The 17,373-nt window shown below is 72.4% G+C and carries 16 protein-coding genes; 10 read left to right on the top strand and 6 right to left on the bottom strand.

What is annotated here, in order from left to right:
• Positions 1–35: 35 nt before the first annotated feature.
• Both AC1DDU_RS17585 and AC1DDU_RS17580 read right to left on the bottom strand, forming a co-directional pair.
• On the bottom strand, positions 36–1,856 hold the full coding sequence (locus tag AC1DDU_RS17585) for an alkaline phosphatase family protein (protein ID WP_477436348.1): 1,821 nt from the start codon (positions 1,854–1,856) through the stop codon (positions 36–38).
• A gap of 28 nt (positions 1,857–1,884) precedes the next feature.
• On the bottom strand, positions 1,885–2,481 hold the full coding sequence (locus AC1DDU_RS17580) for an SACE_7040 family transcriptional regulator (protein WP_477436346.1): 597 nt from the start codon (positions 2,479–2,481) through the stop codon (positions 1,885–1,887).
• A gap of 117 nt (positions 2,482–2,598) precedes the next feature.
• Here AC1DDU_RS17580 and AC1DDU_RS17575 point away from each other — a divergent pair, with 117 nt between their 5' ends.
• From AC1DDU_RS17575 to AC1DDU_RS17555, 5 genes are read left to right on the top strand one after another with little or no spacing between them, the layout of a single operon-like run.
• Complete coding sequence (locus AC1DDU_RS17575) at positions 2,599–4,203, top strand: carboxyl transferase domain-containing protein (protein WP_477436344.1); 1,605 nt, start codon at positions 2,599–2,601, stop codon at positions 4,201–4,203.
• Between the two features lie 53 nt (positions 4,204–4,256).
• Positions 4,257–6,305: an acetyl/propionyl/methylcrotonyl-CoA carboxylase subunit alpha gene (locus tag AC1DDU_RS17570; protein WP_477436342.1), complete on the top strand. Its 2,049-nt coding sequence runs from the start codon at positions 4,257–4,259 to the stop codon at positions 6,303–6,305.
• 15 nt (positions 6,306–6,320) lie between these two features.
• Entirely contained in the window at positions 6,321–7,481 is a 1,161-nt protein-coding gene (locus AC1DDU_RS17565; RefSeq protein ID WP_477436340.1) for an acyl-CoA dehydrogenase family protein, read from the top strand.
• Positions 7,482–7,497: 16 nt separating this feature from the next.
• Complete coding sequence (locus AC1DDU_RS17560; RefSeq protein WP_477436338.1) at positions 7,498–8,004, top strand: MaoC family dehydratase; 507 nt, start codon at positions 7,498–7,500, stop codon at positions 8,002–8,004.
• On the top strand, positions 8,001–8,810 hold the full coding sequence (locus tag AC1DDU_RS17555) for an HpcH/HpaI aldolase/citrate lyase family protein (RefSeq protein WP_477436336.1): 810 nt from the start codon (positions 8,001–8,003) through the stop codon (positions 8,808–8,810). The genes AC1DDU_RS17560 and AC1DDU_RS17555 overlap by 4 nt, the downstream gene beginning before the upstream one ends.
• A 6-nt stretch (positions 8,811–8,816) precedes the next feature.
• Here the strand turns inward: AC1DDU_RS17555 and AC1DDU_RS17550 are convergent, their stop codons facing one another.
• Both AC1DDU_RS17550 and AC1DDU_RS17545 read right to left on the bottom strand, forming a co-directional pair.
• Positions 8,817–9,422, bottom strand: coding sequence for a histidine phosphatase family protein (locus tag AC1DDU_RS17550; protein ID WP_477436334.1), 606 nt, complete (start codon positions 9,420–9,422; stop codon positions 8,817–8,819).
• Positions 9,423–9,460: 38 nt separating this feature from the next.
• Positions 9,461–10,315 (bottom strand): Sir2 family NAD-dependent protein deacetylase, encoded by an 855-nt coding sequence (locus AC1DDU_RS17545; protein WP_477436332.1) that lies wholly within the window; start codon positions 10,313–10,315, stop codon positions 9,461–9,463.
• Between the two features lie 82 nt (positions 10,316–10,397).
• Here AC1DDU_RS17545 and AC1DDU_RS17540 point away from each other — a divergent pair, with 82 nt between their 5' ends.
• Positions 10,398–11,171, top strand: coding sequence for a methyltransferase domain-containing protein (locus AC1DDU_RS17540; RefSeq protein ID WP_477436330.1), 774 nt, complete (start codon positions 10,398–10,400; stop codon positions 11,169–11,171).
• Positions 11,172–11,201: 30 nt separating this feature from the next.
• Positions 11,202–12,005, top strand: coding sequence for a TrmH family RNA methyltransferase (locus AC1DDU_RS17535; protein WP_477436328.1), 804 nt, complete (start codon positions 11,202–11,204; stop codon positions 12,003–12,005).
• A gap of 27 nt (positions 12,006–12,032) precedes the next feature.
• On the opposite strand, the gene AC1DDU_RS17530 is transcribed toward AC1DDU_RS17535, so the two are convergent.
• A complete protein-coding gene (locus AC1DDU_RS17530; RefSeq protein WP_477436326.1) occupies positions 12,033–12,722 on the bottom strand; it encodes an SDR family oxidoreductase in 690 nt (229 codons plus the stop codon).
• 1 nt (position 12,723) lies between these two features.
• Positions 12,724–13,584 carry an SGNH/GDSL hydrolase family protein gene (locus tag AC1DDU_RS17525; protein ID WP_477436324.1) on the bottom strand — a complete coding sequence of 287 codons (861 nt, stop codon included), beginning with the start codon at positions 13,582–13,584 and terminating at the stop codon, positions 12,724–12,726.
• Positions 13,585–13,842: 258 nt separating this feature from the next.
• On the opposite strand from AC1DDU_RS17525, the gene AC1DDU_RS17520 reads away from it, so the two are divergent.
• The 3 genes from AC1DDU_RS17520 to AC1DDU_RS17510 all read left to right on the top strand — a co-directional run bounded on the left by AC1DDU_RS17520 (position 13,843) and on the right by AC1DDU_RS17510 (position 17,369).
• Positions 13,843–15,645, top strand: a complete 1,803-nt coding sequence (locus tag AC1DDU_RS17520; RefSeq protein WP_477436884.1) for a DEAD/DEAH box helicase — start codon at positions 13,843–13,845, stop codon at positions 15,643–15,645.
• Between the two features lie 47 nt (positions 15,646–15,692).
• Entirely contained in the window at positions 15,693–16,178 is a 486-nt protein-coding gene (locus AC1DDU_RS17515) for an SRPBCC family protein (protein WP_477436322.1), read from the top strand.
• 333 nt (positions 16,179–16,511) lie between these two features.
• Positions 16,512–17,369, top strand: a complete 858-nt coding sequence (locus AC1DDU_RS17510; RefSeq protein ID WP_477436883.1) for a VIT1/CCC1 transporter family protein — start codon at positions 16,512–16,514, stop codon at positions 17,367–17,369.
• Positions 17,370–17,373: the final 4 nt, after the last annotated feature.

Here is a 17,373-nt window from a genome sequence, read left to right as displayed (position 1 = left end):
CGGTGCCTTGGGGCCGGCCGGGCGGTGGTGCGGCGTCAGGAGATCTTGGGGTAGAACAGCCCGAGCCCGTGCTCCTGCAGCACGTCGTAGGCCTCGGCGTACGTCTGGGGCTCGGGCGCGTCGGGCGGGCCGTATCGCGCGAGCAGCAGCCCCAGCAGGCCGCGGCCGGGCGGGCTCAGCGGCTTGTCCTTGTGGGGTCCGTCCTTGAGGTCGGACAGCTCGTCCTCGGCCGGGTTCGGCGGCACGTACATCGGGTGCACGACCGGCCAGCTCGACGGATCGCGCGGGGTGTCGAGGTTCACGATCGAGAACAGGTCGCGCGCGTCGGCGTCACGTCGGGTGAGCGGACGCAGACCGTGCAGCCGCGTGAGGGTCGCGACGACGGCGGCATGGTGCATCTCGTCGTGGACGATGGTGCCCGCCCGCGTGTACGCCGAGACCGCGATCGTCGGCACCCGCACGCCGAGCCGGTCGAAGGTGAAGCCCATCTCGCCGGGAGCGTCGTCGGCGATGGGCGGCGTCGCCTCCGGCGGCGGCATGTGGTCGTACGTGCCGCCGTGCTCGTCGAACGTGATCAGCAGCAGCGTGTTCATCGCGTTCGAGCCGTCCGCGGTCGCGCTGCCCTTGACGGCGTTGTAGACGTCGGCCACCAGCTTCTCGCCGGCCCGGACATCCGAGACGGCGGAGTCGACCACCGGTGAGCCGTCGACCCGGCTCTCGCGCAGGGCGCCGAACGGCGGGTGGAAGTCGTTGTGGTCGTACACCATGCGCGGCTCGATGAAGGCGTAGGCGGGGAGGCGTCCGGCGGCGGCATCCTCGAAGAACTCGGACATGTGCCCGAAGTGCCCGGTGCGCCAGTGCTCCTCGAGCACCGGAGCATGCAGGATGCCGGTGAGCGAGACGAGCTGCATCTCGTCGAAGTAGACCTTCCACGGGATGCCGGCCTCTTCGAGGCGGTTGAAGATCGTGGGCCGTTGCGCGGCGTCGAGCCACTTGTCGTATCCACCGCCGTGCTTGTTGGTGACGAACCCGTGCGAGGTGGACGCGTGGAAGAACGACCGGTTGCAGTAGGTCTGCGACGGCACCGCGGCGAACCAGGCGTCGAAGACGGCGAAGCCCTTCGCGAGGGTCGACAGCACAGGCAGCTGCTCGGGCGAGAAGCCGCCCATGATGTGCGATGCCTCCTCGAGCGTGGGCGGCTGACCGTGGCGCAGGCGCGTCAGGTTGTTCCAGTAGTCGTGGAGGAACCCTTCCATCGTCGGCTTCGCGCCGGGCCTCGGCGCGTTGAACGGCGCGACCATGTCGCCCACCTGGGCGGCGGCGTTCCCCGGTGGGTCGACCGTGCCGAACAGCTGGGTGTTGACGTGCGGGTACTCCTCGCCGGGGTCGGGATCGGGCCGTGCCATCACGTCGTCGGTGGGGCCCGAGTAGGTGTGCACCTCGACGCGCTCGCCGGAGGGCGCGGTGTTGGCGTGACGGCCGAAGGCGAGGCCGTCGAACGCGGCGCCGTCGGGGAGGTTCTCGCGCGTGTAGAGCCAGCCGAGGAGGTTGTCGAACGAGCGGTTCTCGCCCATGAGCACCACGACGTGGTCGAACCCGGGCTCCGAGCGCGGCGGGAGGGCGGTGAGATCGACGGACCCTTCGCGGTAGCCGATGGTGTGGCCGATCGAGGCGCCGGCGGCCGCTCCGACCGCGCCTCCCACGACCAGTCCGGCCGCGGCGACGCCGCCCAGCTTCAAGAAGTCGCGGCGCGAGCTGGACTCGCCCGTCTCGGGAGCACGCTCGGGCTCGGGCGTCTCGGTGCCGTCGACGCTGCCCGCCCTGCCTGCGTCGCCCTGTCGGCCAGGCCCCGCCATGGTCCGTCCAGACTAGGACACCGGCGCGTCAGGCCGTGAGCGAGGCGCGCGCCATGGTGTGCAGGATGCTGCGGATGTCGCGCTCGCCCGGCCGTGAGCGCGAGGCGCGCACGGTGTGGGGCGTGGAGTTGATGAGCCCGAAGCACGCGTGCGCGCGCACCCGCAGGTCGTCCTCGTCGCGCTCGGGGTGGACGCTGGAGAGGATGCCGATCCACACTTCGACGTACTCGCGCTGTAGGCGTCGCACGGTGTGCCGGTCGTCGTCGTTGAGGCTGGCGAGGTCGCGGTCCTGCACGCGGATGACGTCGGCGTCCTGCAGGGCGAACTCGACGTGGAACGCGATGATCGCGTCGAGCCGGTCGGTGGCGAGGTCGTGCGCGGCGAGCACGGCCTGTCCGCCGGCGAGGAGCCTCTCGCTGACCTCGAGCAGGATCGCGCCCAGGAGCGCCTGCTTGTTGGCGAAGTGGCGGTACAACGCCGGTCCGCTGACGCCGACGGCGCCGCCGATGTCTTCGAGGCTCACGCCGCTGAATCCGCGCTCGGCGAAGAGGGCGGCCGCTTCGTGGAGGATCGCCGCGTGGCGGTCGGCCTTGGCGCGATCGCGTTCGGTGATGCCGCTTGTCATTTCAGTTAAGCCTCGCTAACCTAAAGCTCAGTTAGTGAACACTAACCAATCTGGCCATGCCACGACAACGGGTGTGACCCGATCGTGACGTCGACGACGATGACGCGAGGGAGCCATATGAGCGTGCTGAGCACCGCGGCGGTGCAGGACGACGCCTTCGCGCGCACGGGCGACGCGCAGCGGATGCTGGCCGAGGAGCTGCGTGAGCGGCTGGCCGCGGCATCCCTCGGCGGGCCGGCCGCGTCCCGCAAGCGCCACGTCGCGCGCGGCAAGCTGCTGCCGCGCGAGCGGGTGGCGCGCCTGCTCGATGAGGGGAGCCCGTTCCTCGAGGTCGCACCGCTGGCGGCCGAGGGCCTGTACGGGGGAGAGGCGCCCGCTGCGGGCGTCATCGCAGGGATCGGCCTCGTGCACGGGCGCCACGTGATGGTGGTGTGCAACGACGCCACGGTCAAGGGCGGCACGTACTACCCGATGACCGTCAAGAAGCACCTCCGTGCGCAGGAGATCGCCTTCGAGAACCGGCTGCCGTGCATCTACCTCGTCGACTCCGGCGGGGCGTTCCTGCCGATGCAGGACGAGGTGTTCCCCGATCGCGACCACTTCGGCCGGATCTTCTTCAACCAGGCGCGGCTGTCGGCCGCCGGCATCCCGCAGATCGCCGCCGTGCTCGGCTCGTGCACCGCGGGCGGCGCGTACGTGCCGGCGATGAGCGACGAGACCGTCATCGTGCGGAACCAGGGCACGATCTTCCTCGGCGGGCCGCCGCTGGTGAAGGCGGCGATCGGCGAGGTCGTCACCGCGGAGGAGCTCGGCGGGGGAGAGCTGCATGCGAAGCGTTCCGGTGTGGTGGACCACCTCGCCGAAGACGACGAGCATGCCCTGGAGATCGTGCGCGACATCGTGGCCACGCTGCCCGCGCCCGCCGAGCCGGCATGGGAGGTCGTGCCGACGGTCGAGCCGGCGGTGCCGGCATCCGATCTGTACGGCGTCGTCCCCGTCGATGTGAACCAGCCGTACGACGTGCGCGAGGTGATCGCGCGCCTGGTCGACGGCAGCGAGCTGCACGAGTTCAAGCGGGAGTACGGCGACACGCTGGTCACCGGCTTCGCGCGCATCCACGGGCACCCGGTCGGCATCGTCGCCAACAACGGGGTGCTGTTCAGCGAGTCGGCCCAGAAGGGCGCCCATTTCATCGAGCTGTGCGACCAGCGCGGCGTACCGCTGCTGTTCCTGCAGAACATCTCGGGCTTCATGGTGGGGAGGGATGCCGAGGCCGGCGGCATCGCGAAAGACGGCGCCAAGATGGTCACGGCCGTCGCCACCACGCGGGTGCCGAAGCTCACCGTCGTCATCGGCGGATCGTTCGGCGCGGGCAACTACTCGATGTGCGGCCGCGCCTACTCGCCGCGGTTCCTGTGGACGTGGCCCGCCAGCCGCATCTCGGTGATGGGCGGCACCCAGGCCGCCTCCGTGCTGTCGACCGTCAAGCGCGACCAGCTCGAGGCGCGCGGCGAGGACTGGGCCACCGAGGATCAGGCGGCGTTCGAGGCGCCCATCCGCGAGCAGTACGAACAGCAGGGCAACCCCTACTACGCCACGGCGCGCCTGTGGGACGACGGCATCGTCGACCCGCAGGACACCCGCGACCTCCTCGGCCTCGCGCTCGACGTCGTCGCGCGCACGCCGCTGCCCGAGCCACGCTTCGGCGTCTTCCGGATGTGAGGGAAAGAGTGCGAAGCAAGCCCTCGGTCATTGAGCGAGCGAAGCGAGACGAAATGTTCGACACCGTCCTCGTCGCCAACCGCGGCGAGATCGCGCGCCGCGTGATCCGCACGCTGCGACGCCTGGGTATCCGCTCCGTCGCCGTCTACAGCGACGCCGACGCCGACGCGCCCCATGTACGCGAGGCGGATGCCGCGGTGCGCATCGGGCCCGCGGCGGCGGCGCGGTCGTACCTCGACATCGGCGCCGTCGTGGCCGCCGCCTTGGCGACCGGGGCACAGGCCGTCCACCCCGGCTACGGGTTCCTGTCCGAGAACGTCGCGTTCGCCCGGGCATGCGCGGACGCAGGCATCGTCTTCATCGGCCCCGACGAGCGGGCGCTGGAGGTCATGGGCGACAAGATCCGGGCGAAGGCGCACGTCGCGGCGCACGGCGTTCCCACCGTGCCCGGGTTCAGCGCCGTGGGGATGACGGATGCCGAGATCGCGGCATCCGCGGATCTCACGGGCTATCCGCTCCTGGTGAAGCCGTCCGCCGGCGGGGGCGGCAAGGGTATGCAGGTGGTGCGTGCGGCGGGCGAGCTGCCCGACGCGCTCGCCACGGCGCGCCGGGTCGCGGCCGCTGCGTTCGGCGACGACACGCTGCTCCTGGAGCGCCTGATCGAGCGGCCGCGGCACATCGAGGTGCAGGTGCTCGCGGACGCGCACGGGCACGTGGTGCACCTCGGCGAGCGCGAGTGCACGCTGCAGCGTCGCCACCAGAAGGTGATCGAGGAGGCGCCGTCGCCGGTCGTCGACGCCCCGACCCGTGAACGCCTGGGCGCCGCGGCGTGCGCGGCTGCGGCATCGGTCGACTATCGCGGCGCCGGAACCGTCGAGTTCCTCGTCGCCGCCAACCGCCCCGACGAGTTCTTCTTCATCGAGATGAACACGCGACTGCAGGTGGAGCACCCCGTCACCGAACTGGTGACCGGGTTCGACCTGGTCGAGCAGCAGCTGCGGATCGCCGCGGGGGAGCGGCTCGCGTTCTCGCAGGACGACGTGCGCCTGGACGGCCACGCGATCGAGGCACGCGTGTACGCCGAGTCGCCGGAGCGCGGCTTCCTGCCCGCGACCGGAGAGGTGCTGGTGTGGCGTGCGGCGCCCGATGCCCGCACGGATTCCGCCGTCGAGACCGGCAGCGTGGTGACCTCGGACTACGACCCGATGATCGCGAAGGTCATCGCGCACGGCGCCGAGCGCGGTGCCGCGCTGGCCGCCCTGGATGCCGCGCTCGCCGACACCGTCGTGCTGGGCGTCGACACGAACATCGGATTCCTGCGCGCGCTGATCGCCGAGGACGGCGTGCGTTCGGGCGACATGGACACCGGGCTCATCGACCGGATGCCCGCCTTCTCCGCGCCGGAGCCCGCTGCGGCCGCCTTGGAGGTCGCGGCGGCGACCGCGCGTCTGCTGCAGGAGCGCCCGCCGCACGGCGATCACCGTGCGAGCGCCCTGTGGCGCGCGGCCTCCGGCTGGCGATCGGGCGCTCCTGCCGCCGCGCCGCAGGTGTCCGTCGAGACCGCCGACGGCGAGGTGCGCCTCGTGCCCGCCGCTTCGCCCGGATCGTTCCCCGTCGTCCCGGTGGGCACGCACGGCTGGCGCGCCGGCGCCGGAGCCCGCGGTGCGCACGCGGGGATCGTCGGGGCGCAGGACGACGACGGCTGGGTGTGGGTGCACGCCGACGGTGCGGCGCATCGCCTCCGACCGCTGACCCGGCGCGCCGCGATGGAGCGGCGCCTGGCTGCCCGCGAGCGCGCGGCGGCGGCATCCGATCCCGAGCTGCGCGCGCCGATGCCCGGTGCGGTCGTCGCGGTCCATGTCGCCGACGGCGCGACGGTCTCCACCGGCGACCGCATCGTCACGATCGAGGCGATGAAGATGGAGCACCCGGTGCTCGCACCCCACGACGGCGTCGTGCGCGTGGACGTCGCCGTCGGCGACCAGGTGCGTCGCGATCAGGTGCTCGCGCACGTGAGCCTCGCCGCGGCGGAGGCCGCGGCATCCGACCCCTCCCTTCCCGCGGATGCGGTCGCCGACCATGCGACCGCACCCACCTCCTGACACCCGAGGAGCATCATGGACAGCTACGACACCTACGACCTGTCGGAGGACGAGCGCGAGCTCGCGGGCCTCGTGCGGCAGTTCGCCGACGAGGTCGTCGCGCCGGTCTCGTACGAGGCCGACCGCACGCACACCCTGCCGATGGACGTCGTCGCGCAGATGGGGGAGCTGGGCCTGTTCGGCCTGCCGTTCCCCGAGGAGTACGGCGGGCAGGGCGGCGACTACTTCGCGCTGTGCCTCGCGATCGAGGCGCTCGGCCGCGTCGACCAGTCCCTCGCGATCACCCTCGAGGCGGGCGTGAGCCTCGGCGCGATGCCGGTGTTCCGCTTCGGCACGGAGGAGCAGAAGCGCGAGCTGCTGCCCGACCTGCTCGGTGGACGCGCCCTGGCCGGCTTCGGACTCACCGAGCCGGAGGCGGGATCGGATGCCGGTGCCACGCGCACCACCGCACGCCTCGACGGCGACGAGTGGGTGATCAACGGCTCCAAGCAGTTCATCACCAACTCCGGCACGTCCATCACGCGGTTCGTGACGGTCACCGCGGTCACCGGCGAGTCCGACGGTCGCAAGGAGATCTCGACGATCGTCGTGCCCAACGGCACGCCCGGCTTCACGGTCGAACCCGCCTACGACAAGGTCGGCTGGCACGCCTCCGACACGCACCCACTGACGTTCCAGGACGTGCGCGTACCCGAGGGCAACCTCCTCGGCGAGCGCGGCCGCGGCTTCGCGAACTTCCTCCACATCCTCGACGAGGGGCGCATCGCGATCGCCGCGCTGTCGACGGGAGCGGCGGAGGGATGCCTCGAAGCCGCCGTCGACTACGCCAAGAAGCGGACCGTGTTCGGCGATGCGCTGGCCACCCGCCAGGGCATCCAGTTCCTCCTCGCGCGCATGCAGCAGCGCGTGCACGTCGCCCGGCTCGCCTGGCACCACGCCGCGCGACTGCGCGACGCCGGCAAGCCGTTCAAGACGCAGGCGGCGATGGCGAAGCTCACCGCGAGCGACGCGGCGATGGACAACGCCAGGGACGCGACGCAGGTCTTCGGCGGCAACGGCTTCATGAACGAGTACCCGGTGGCCCGCCACTACCGCGACTCGAAGATCCTCGAGATCGGCGAGGGCACCAGCGAGGTGCAGCTGCTCGTGATCGCGCGGGCACTGGGCGTGGCGTGAGGGTAGCGTGACAGACGTGACCCCTCACGAGATCGAGCAGCGCGGGCTCTGGTACGAAGAGCTCGACGTCGGCGCCCGCTACCTGCATCGTCCCGGCCGCACCGCGACCGAGGCCGACAACGTGCTGTTCTCGTCGCTCACGATGAACACGCAGGCGCTGCACCTGGATGCCGCCTTCTCGGAGTCGCAGCCGTTCGGCCGGCGCCTGATGAACTCGATGTGGACGCTCGCGACCCTGATCGGGGCATCCGTCTCGCAGATCACGCAAGGGACCCTCGTCGCGCAGCTCGGGCTCACCGACATCACGTTCCCGGCACCGGTCTTCCACGGCGACACCCTGTACTCCGAGACCGAGATCACGGGCAAGCGGCTGTCGGCGTCCCGTCCCGGTCAGGGGATCGTCACGATGCGGCACACCGGCCGCAACCAGCGTGGTGAGGTCGTGGCGCTCGCGACGCGGACGGCGCTGATGTGGTGCGCGCCGGAACCTGCCACCGATCCCGCCGAAGGGGGAACACCGTGACCTTCGACCTCGGTCCCGCGCTGCTGTTCTGCCCGGCCGACCGCCCCGAGCGCTTCGCGAAGGCGTTCGAGCGGGCCGATGCCGTCATCCTCGATCTCGAGGACGCGGTGGCGCCCGCCGACAAGACGGCGGCGCGCGGGCATCTCATCGAGTCCGAGCTCGACCCGTCCCGCGTGATCGTGCGCGTGAACCCTCCCGAGACCGACGCGTTCGCCGCCGACCTCGCGACCCTGTCGCAGACCGACTACCGGCGGATCATGGTCGCGAAGTCCGAGTCGCCGAAGCGGATCGGGCGCATCGACGCGCGCTTCGAGGTGGTGGCGCTGTGCGAGACGGCGAAGGGCGTGGCGCAGGCCGACCGGCTGGCGGCGCTCGACAACGTCGTCGCGCTGATGTGGGGCGCGGAGGACCTGGTCGCCTCCCTCGGCGGCACGTCCAGCCGCAAGCCGAACGGGCGGTACCGCGACATCGCCCGGTACGCCCGCTCGCGCGTGCTGCTGGCGGCGGGCGCCCGCGGCAAGGCCCCGATCGACGCCGTGCACCTCGACATCGCCGACACGAAGCGCCTGGCGATCGAGGCGGCCGATGCCGCGGCATCCGGCTTCCGCGCCACCGCCTGCATCCACCCGAGTCAGGTCGCCGTCATCCGCGCGGCCTACCGGCCCGACGAGCAGAGCGTGTCTTGGGCCCGCCGTGTGCTGGAGGCGGCGCGCAGCGAGCGCGGCGTGTTCTCGTACGAGGGGCGCATGATCGACGAGCCGGTGCTCCGGCACGCCCGGGCCGTGCTGGCGCGCGCGAAGGACTGACGCGCGTCAGGCCACGACGCCCGCGTACGAGATCAGGCGCAGGTGGTCGCGCTCGAACACGAAGTCGTGCGTCGACCCGTTGGCGAGGCGCTCGCCCTCGGTCGGCATCTCGCCACCGGTGGCGTGGCGGATCATCTCGCGGATGAGCGCGCCATGGCTGACGACGAGGAGGGATGCCGCGGCCGGCGCCGTCGCGCGCCGGTGGTCGCGCACCGCGCGTCCGAGGGCGGCGATGCCGCGTTCGCGCACCAGGGTCCAGGGCTCCGCGCCGGGGACCTCGGCGGAGTGCCAGTCGCCCCACCGGGCGCGGAACTCGTCGACGTCGACGCCCTCGGCCTCGCCGTACCCGCGTTCGCGAAGCCCGCGGTACGCACGCGGGGCGGCCGCGCCGAGCTCGGCGGCGATGATCTCGGCCGTCTCCCGGGCACGGGCGAGATCGCTGGAGACGACCGTCACCGGCAGCGCCGGATCGAGCCGCTCGCGCAGCACGGCGGCGGTCGCCCGAGCCTGGGCCCGCCCGGTGTCGTTGAGGGGGATGTCGGTGGACCCTTGGATCCGTCGTGCGAGGTTCCAGTCGGTCTCGCCGTGGCGGATGAGGGTCAGCGCAGTCACCGTTCGAGCCTATCGGCGCCTTCTGGGAGGGAGCCGCGTCAGCCGAGGGCCGGGAGCCCGTCGGCGAACGCCTGCAGCACCTCGCTGGTCCCGGCGTCGATCTTGACGGTGGCGCGCGCATCGGCGCGGGTGGCGCCGCGGTTCACGATGACGACCGGCAGCCGCCGGCGTCGGGCGCGCTCGAGCAGGCGGATGCCGGAGTTCACCACGAGCGAGGACCCCGCCACCACGAGCGCCTCGCTGGTGTGCACGAGCTGCTCGGCCTCGCGGAACTTCTCGGCGGGGATGAACTCGCCGAAGAACACCACGTCGGGCTTCAGCATCCCTCCGCACACGCTGCATTCCGGGATGCGGAAGCCGTCGGTGCTCTCGGGCAGCACGTCGCCGTCGGGACCGAGTGCCACGTTCTCGGGCACCCGGATCCACGGGTTGTCGTCCTCGACGCGGCGGGCGAGGTCGCGGCGGTCGAAGACCTGGCCGCAGTGCGTGCAGAAGACGCGGCGCATGGTGCCGTGCAGCTCCACGACGCGGCGGCTGCCGGCGCGCACGTGCAGGCCGTCGACGTTCTGCGTGACCACGCCGGTGGCGAGCCCCCGCGTCTCCAGGGCGGCGATCGCGCGATGCCCGGCGTTCGGCTCGGCCGTGGCGAACGCCTTCCAGCCGAGGTGGCTGCCGACCCAGTAACGGCGGCGCGAGGCATCGCTGGAGAGGAACTGCTCGGCCGTCATGGGCGTGCGCACGGGGGCGCCCTCGCCGCGGTAGTCGGGGATGCCGGAGTCGGTCGACACACCGGCACCGGTGAGCACCGCGATGCGGCGGCCGGCGAGGACCTCGATCGCCTGGGCGACGGCATCCGTCGTCCGGGCATCCGATCCGATCGCGGTGGACGTCACGGCGCACCCCCTTCGTGGTCGAGTGTAGGCCCCGCTGTTTTCGGGGATGTTACGGCGGGGCGGCGCGTGCCAGGATGACCCCGTGGGCAGCTTCGGGGGTGTCAGCGCGGAGGCGTACGCGCGCTTCATGGGCCGCTTCTCGACGCCGCTGGCCGTGGAGTTCGCCGACCTGGGACTGGCCGGGGTGGACCCCGGGGCGCGCGTCCTCGACGTCGGATGCGGACCAGGGATGCTGACGCTCGAGCTCGCTCGCCGACGCGGCGCCGCGCAGGTCGACGCCGTCGATCCGGAGCCGGCCTTCGTCGCGGCGACCGCGCAGGCGTGCCCGGGCGTCGATGCCCGCGTCGCGACCGCCGAGGAGCTCCCCTTCGGCGACGGCGAGTTCGGCGCCGTGCTCGCGCAGCTCGTCGTGCACTTCATGACAGACCCGGTCCGCGGCGTCGGCGAGATGGCGCGCGTGAGCGCGGGCGGCGGGCGGGTCTCGGCCTGCGTCTGGGATCACGCGGGAGAGGGCGGACCGCTGTCGGCCTTCTGGCGGGTGGCGCGCGCACTCGACGCGGACGTGAGGGGCGAGGCGGGGCTGAGCGGGGCGGTCGAGGGCCAGCTCGTCGACATCTTCGAGCGCGCCGGACTCACCGACGTGCGGCAGTCCGTCGTCGAGAGCACCGTGTCGTTCTCCGGCTTCGACGCCTGGTGGGAGCCGTTCCTGCTGGGCGTGGGCCCCGCCGGGCGCTACGTGGCGACCCTCGACGAGGCGCACGTGAGGAGCCTGGAGCAGGCTCTGCGCGATGAGATGGGCGACGGTGCCTTCGCGGTCACCGCCCGCGCCTGGGCGGCGGTCGGCACCGCGGTGTGAGCTGCTCCGCCCGTGCGACGATGGGACGCGATGCACGCGATCCCCATCACCGATGCCACCGACGACCGGCTCGCGGACTACCGCGACCTCACCGACGTCGCGCTGCGGCGCGTGCTCGAACCGGAGGGCGGCCTCTACATCGCCGAGTCGGCCAAGGTCATCGCGCGCGCGATCGCCGCGGGCCACCGGCCGCGGTCGGTCCTCGTGCAGGAGAAGTGGCTGCCCGATGTCGCGGGCCTCGTGACGGATGCCTCGGTGCCGGTGTACGTGGTGACCCCCGAGATCGCCGAGTCGCTGACCGGGTACGCGGTGCACCGGGGCGCGCTGGCGGCGATGCACCGGCCGGAGCTGCCCGCCCTGGCCGACGTGGTCGCCGACGCCCGCCTGGTCGTCGTGCTGGAGGACATCGTCGATCACACCAACGTGGGAGCCATCTTCCGCGCCGCCGCGGGCTTGGGAGCGGACGCCGTGCTGGTGAGTCCACGGTGCGCCGACCCGCTGTACCGCCGCAGCGTGCGGGTGAGCATGGGCACGGTGTTCCAGGTGCCGTGGACGCGTCTTCCGGAGTGGAGCGACGCCCGCGGTGTGCTGCACGACGCCGGATTCCAGCTCGCGGCGCTCGCGCTGGCCGACGATGCGGTATCGCTCGACGCCTTCAGCGCGCGGCGCCCGGAACGCGTCGCGCTGATGCTCGGCGCCGAGGGGGACGGCCTCTCGCGGCGCGCGCTCGAGGCCGCCGACACCGTCGTCACGATCCCGATGGCGGGAGGCGTTGACTCGCTCAACGTCGCCGCGGCGAGCGCGGTCGCGCTGTGGGAGCTGCGGGCACGCTGAGCCGGCCGCGATGACGCTGCGGCCGCGTCAGGCGCCGGGACGGACGGTGAGCTCGGTGAGGTCGGCGTCGCGCGGCAGGTCGAGCGCGGCGAGGATCGCCTCGGCGACCGACGCCGGATCGATCCACTGCGCCGCGTCGTAGGACGCACCCTCCTGCTGGTGGACCTTCTCCTGCATCGGGGTGGCGGTGCGGCCGGGGTACACCGTGGTGACCCGCACACCGTTCGCGCGCTCCTCCTCACGCAGGGCGTCGGCGACGGCGCGCACCGCGAATTTGCTCGCGCCGTACGAGCCCCACTCGGGGCTCACGCGCAGTCCGGCACCGGAGTTCACGAACACGACGCGCCCGCGGGTCGCGCGCAGCGCCGGGAGCATCAGACGCGTGAGCTCCGCCGGCGCGACGGCGTTGACGTTGAGCTGGTGCTGCCACGTCGCGACGGGGGTGTCGGCGATCGCGCCGAGCTCCACCACGCCGGCGACATGGATGAGCGAGTCGAGCTGAGGCGGAACGCTCTGGTGGCTGAAAGCCCACGACAGCCGCGACGGGTCGGCGAGGTCGCCCACCAGCGTCTGCGCCGCCGGGAACCGCTCGCGCAGCTGCGCGGCGCGGCCGGCGTCGCGGACGAGGAGCCACAGGTCGTCGCCGCGGGCGCTGAGCCGCTCGGCGAGGGCCGCGCCGATGCCCGAGCCCGCGCCGGTCACGAGATGTGTCGCCACGTCAGACCTCCTCGCCGCGGTGGGCTGCGGGATCCTGCCCCGGTGCCAGCGTGATCACCGGCAGCGGGTCGGGACGCTTGGCGGTGACGTTGTCGCCCGACGACTGATGGCGCAGGCGCCGCAGCACCCACGGCACGAAGTAGGAGCGTGCCCACACCAGGTCGACCGCGCGCGCTTCGCGCCAGGTGCGGATGGGGAGCGGGTCGGGCCGCATCGGCTGCAGATCGTTGGGGACGTTCAGCGCCCGCAGCACCATGCGCGCGACCTCGTGGTGGCCCAGCGCGTTGTAGTGCAGGCGGTCGTCGTCGAAGAAGCGCATGTCCTGCACCTCTTTGAGCGCCCACTGGTCGGCCACGATGCAGTCGTACTTGTCGGCGATCGCGCGGATGTTCTCGTTGTAGATCGCGACCTTGCCGCGGATGCCGCGGAACACCGGGGTGAACGCGGTGTCGATGCCGGTGAAGACGACGACCGTCGCGCCGTCGCGGGAGAGGCGCACGACGGCATCCTCGAAGCGCTGCGCCACGTTGTCGGGATCGCCGTTGGGACGGATGACGTCGTTGCCGCCCGCCGAGAACGTCACGAGGTCGGGCTTGAGGTCGATCGCCGGCTGCACCTGCTCGTCGACGATCTGCCCGATGAGGCGGCCGCGGATGGCCAGGTTCGCGTAGGCGAAGTCGTCGACCTGTTCCGACAGCACCTCGGCGACCCTGTCGGCCCAGCCGCGGAAGCCGTTCGGCGCGGACGGCTCGGGGTCGCCCACGCCCTCCGTGAACGAGTCGCCGAGCGCGACGTAGCGCCGCCACGGGTGCGGCTCGGCATTCGCGACGTAAGGGGTGCGGGGATCTTGTGTCGTGGACATCCGTCTTCCGTTCCTCGGCTCGTGACCGACAGTCAGGCTACCGCGACGGACGACGTCGACGGTCCGCGCGAGCCGCCGCGCCGGACCCGGGATGTCGTGCGGGTCGTCTATCGTGGTGACTCGTTGTCTACGGGGGAGGTGTGATCGGTGACGGACGAAACAACGATCGAATCGTTCCCCGCCGCCATCGACCCGCACCCCTCCGAACCACCGCAGAGCGCATCGCCGGACACCGGGCCGCACGGCGCGGAGCCGCACATCGGCAGCTTCGCCGCCGAGCACCTCAGTCCGACCTACCCGCAGCGCGCGCCGTGGGGAACCGCACAGCGCCTGCGTGCCTGGCAGGCCGAGGCCCTGGACCTGTACTTCGGCCTGGACGGCCCCGACGGGGCGGGCGGCGGACCGCGCGACTTCCTCGCGGCGGCGACCCCGGGCGCCGGCAAGACGACCTTCGCCCTGCGTCTGGCCAGTGAGCTGCTGCGCCGTCACATCGTGAACCGCATCGTGGTGGTCGCCCCCACCGAGCACCTGAAGACGCAGTGGGCCGACGCTGCCGCGCGCGTCGGCATCCGTCTCGATCCCGCCTTCAGCAACCGGCACTTCGCGCCCGCGCGGCAGTACCACGGCGTCGCCGTGACCTACGCCCAGGTCGCCGTGAAGGCATCCGTGCATCAGCGCCTCACGATGGACGCGAAGACTCTCGTGATCCTGGACGAGGTGCACCACGGCGGCGACGCGCTCAGCTGGGGCGACGCGCTGCGCGAGGCGTACTCGCGGGCGACGCGGCGGCTGCTGCTGAGCGGGACGCCGTTCCGCAGCGACACGGCCCCGATCCCGTTCGTCGAGTACCACCCCGATGCGAAGGGCATCCGCGTCTCCCGCACCGACTACGCCTACGGCTACCGCCGGGCGCTCGAGGACGGCGTCGTGCGCCCGGTGCTGTTCATGGTCTACGCCGGCCACATGCGATGGCGCACCAAGACCGGCGAGGAGATGGAGGCCCAGCTCGGCCAGGACAACACCAAGGACATCACCTCGCAGGCCTGGCGCACCGCGCTGGACCCCGAGGGCGATTGGATCCCCGCCGTGCTGCGGTCGGCCGACCGGCGCCTCACCGAGGTGCGCGAGCATGTCCCGGATGCCGGTGGCCTCGTGATCGCGACGGATCAGACCGCCGCGCGGGCATATGCGGCGATCCTGCACGAGCTCAGCGGCGAGGCGCCGACGGTGGTGCTGTCGGACGAGGCCGAGGCATCGAGCCGTATCGAGGAGTTCTCGAAGTCGACCTCGCGCTGGATGGTGGCCGTCCGCATGGTGTCGGAGGGCGTCGACGTGCCGCGGCTCGCCGTCGGCGTGTATGCGACCAGCGCCTCGACCCCGCTGTTCTTCGCCCAGGCCATCGGCCGCTTCGTGCGTGCTCGCCGCCGTGGCGAGACGGCGAGCGTGTTCCTGCCGAACGTGCCCCAGCTGCTCGCCCTCGCCAACGAGATGGAGCGCCAGCGCGACCATGCGCTGGACCGCGACTCCGACGGCGAGGACGAGTGGAACGCCGAAGAAGACCTGATGAACGCGGCCGAGCGCGAGGACAAGGCGTCCGACGCGCTCGAAGAGGAGTTCACCTACCAGGCGCTCGGCTCGCTCGCCCACTTCGACCGCGTGCTGTTCGACGGCAAGGAGTTCGGCCAGCTCGCCGTGCCCGGCACCGTCGAGGAGGAGGAGTTCCTCGGCATCCCGGGCCTGCTCGAACCCGACCAGGTGCACGAGGTGCTGATGTCGCGGGTGTCGCGCCAGTCGCGCCACCGCAGCGCCCGCGAGGCCCGCGAGCGCGAGTCCGCGCCGCAGGAGGAGCCGGCCCTGCCGCAGGCGCTGCACCGCACGCTGAAGGAGCAGCGCCAGCTGCTCAACAGCCTCGTCGGCCTCTACGCGCGTCAGTCCGGCGAGCCGCACGGCCAGGTGCACGCCGAGCTGCGCCGCATCTGCGGCGGCCCCGCCGTCTCGCACGCCACGGTCGCCCAGCTGCAGGCCCGCATCGAGGTGCTGCGCAAGCGCGTCCGCTCCTGACCGCAGGGGCCCGGTGCGACGGCGCATGCCGGGCCTAGAATCCGGGCATGCCGCAGGCGTACTCGTTCGTGTCGCGCTGGCTGATCGCCGCGCCCGCGGATCGTGTGTGGGGCGAGCTCGAACGGATGCTCTCGACCACACCGCAGACGGTGGACACGCCCGGTGGTCGGGGTTGGTGGCCGGGGCTCAGCACGCCGATGCCGCCGCGGCGCCTGGTGCCGGGAGAGCGCATCGTGCTGCAGGTGCGCAGTCCCCTCGGGTACGGCCTGCGGATGCTGCTGGAGCTCAGCGACGTGGAGCCGGGACGCGCCGTCGGAGCGCGCAGCGACGGCGACCTGCGGGGGAGCGGGCGTGTGACCGTCGAATCGGCGGGCGAGGCGGCATCCGTCGTCACGTGGCGCTGGGATGTCGAGACCCGGCGCGCCTGGATGAACGCCACCGCCTGGCTGCTCCGCCCGGCGTTCGAGCGCGCCCACGCGCACGTGATGCGTCGGGGCGAACGCGGACTGCGCACGGCGCTCGGACGCCGGTGAGGTTCGGAAACCCGAAATGCTGGCAATCCTCGGTTTCCGGCCGATGCGGCGACCGGTGCTGGCTACCGTTGACAGGTCCCGAACCCCTGACTGGAGGCCTGAGTGAGCGCGCCCGCCGCACCGACCGACCGTGACCGCCGCCGCTGGGCGCAGTACCTCGTGAACGAGCGCGCCGAAGCACGCGTGTACCGCGAGCTCGCCGGCCGCCGCGAGGGGGAGGAGCGCGAGATCCTGCTCGCGCTCGCGGAGGCCGAGGGGCGCCACGAGGCCCACTGGCTGCAGCTGCTCGGCGGGGAGCCCGCTCGCCTGCCGCACCCCGATGTGCGCACCCGCATGCTCGGCTCGATGGCCAAGAGCTTCGGCTCGATCTTCGTGCTCGCCCTGGCGCAGAACGCCGAGGCCCGCTCGCCCTACGACGACGAGCCGTTCGCGACGGCCACCATGGCCGCCGACGAGAAGATCCACCACGAGGTGGTGCGAGGACTCGCCGCCCGCGGCCGCCGCCGGCTGTCGGGCACGTTCCGGGCCGCGGTGTTCGGCGCCAACGACGGCCTCGTCTCGAACCTCGCCCTGGTCATGGGCATCGGCGCGACCGGGGTCTCGAGCCAGTTCGTGCTCTTCAGCGGCGTCGCAGGCCTGCTCGCGGGCGCCCTGTCGATGGGCGCGGGGGAGTACGTGTCGGTGCGCTCCCAGCGCGAGCTGCTGGCGGCCACCGAGCCGAGCGACTTCGCCGACGGCGCCATCCCGCACCTCGACATCGACGCCAACGAGCTCGCGCTCGTGTACCGGACGCGAGGGATGCCGGAGGCAGAGGCGACTGCCCGTGCCCGCCGCGCGGTGGAGGCGGCGCAGGCGCTCGGGCGCGGCCGCACCGACACCGGTCCCGTCGAGATCGCCGACCACGGCGAGGTCGTGGGCAGCGCATGGGCTGCGGCACTGTCGAGCTTCCTGTTCTTCGCCTCGGGCGCGATCATCCCGGTGCTGCCGTGGATCTTCGGCCTGTCGGGGCTCGCCGCCATCGTCGTGGCACTCGTGCTCGTAGGCGTTGCCCTCATGGCGACCGGCGCCGCCGTGGGCCTGCTGTCGGGTGCGCCGCCGCTGCGGCGGGCGCTGCGCCAGCTCGCGATCGGCTTCGGTGCGGCCGCGGTGACGTACGTGCTCGGACTGGCGTTCGGCGTCACGATGGGATGACGCG

Source organism: Microbacterium sp. 05T445, from assembly GCF_056395865.1.
This window is presented reverse-complemented; position numbering and strand designations above follow the sequence as displayed.

What these genes read in the sequence shown, in the direction of transcription:
- AC1DDU_RS17585 (WP_477436348.1), bottom strand. Translation starts at nt 1,856, where the DNA reads ATGGCGGGGCCTGGCCGACAGGGCGACGCAGGCAGGGCGGGCAGCGTC.
- AC1DDU_RS17510 (WP_477436883.1), top strand. Translation starts at nt 16,512, where the DNA reads ATGCTCGGCTCGATGGCCAAGAGCTTCGGCTCGATCTTCGTGCTCGCC.
- AC1DDU_RS17565 (WP_477436340.1), top strand. Translation starts at nt 6,321, where the DNA reads ATGGACAGCTACGACACCTACGACCTGTCGGAGGACGAGCGCGAGCTC.
- AC1DDU_RS17575 (WP_477436344.1), top strand. Translation starts at nt 2,599, where the DNA reads ATGAGCGTGCTGAGCACCGCGGCGGTGCAGGACGACGCCTTCGCGCGC.
- AC1DDU_RS17570 (WP_477436342.1), top strand. Translation starts at nt 4,257, where the DNA reads ATGTTCGACACCGTCCTCGTCGCCAACCGCGGCGAGATCGCGCGCCGC.
- AC1DDU_RS17525 (WP_477436324.1), bottom strand. Translation starts at nt 13,584, where the DNA reads ATGTCCACGACACAAGATCCCCGCACCCCTTACGTCGCGAATGCCGAG.
- AC1DDU_RS17580 (WP_477436346.1), bottom strand. Translation starts at nt 2,481, where the DNA reads ATGACAAGCGGCATCACCGAACGCGATCGCGCCAAGGCCGACCGCCAC.
- AC1DDU_RS17535 (WP_477436328.1), top strand. Translation starts at nt 11,202, where the DNA reads ATGCACGCGATCCCCATCACCGATGCCACCGACGACCGGCTCGCGGAC.
- AC1DDU_RS17515 (WP_477436322.1), top strand. Translation starts at nt 15,693, where the DNA reads ATGCCGCAGGCGTACTCGTTCGTGTCGCGCTGGCTGATCGCCGCGCCC.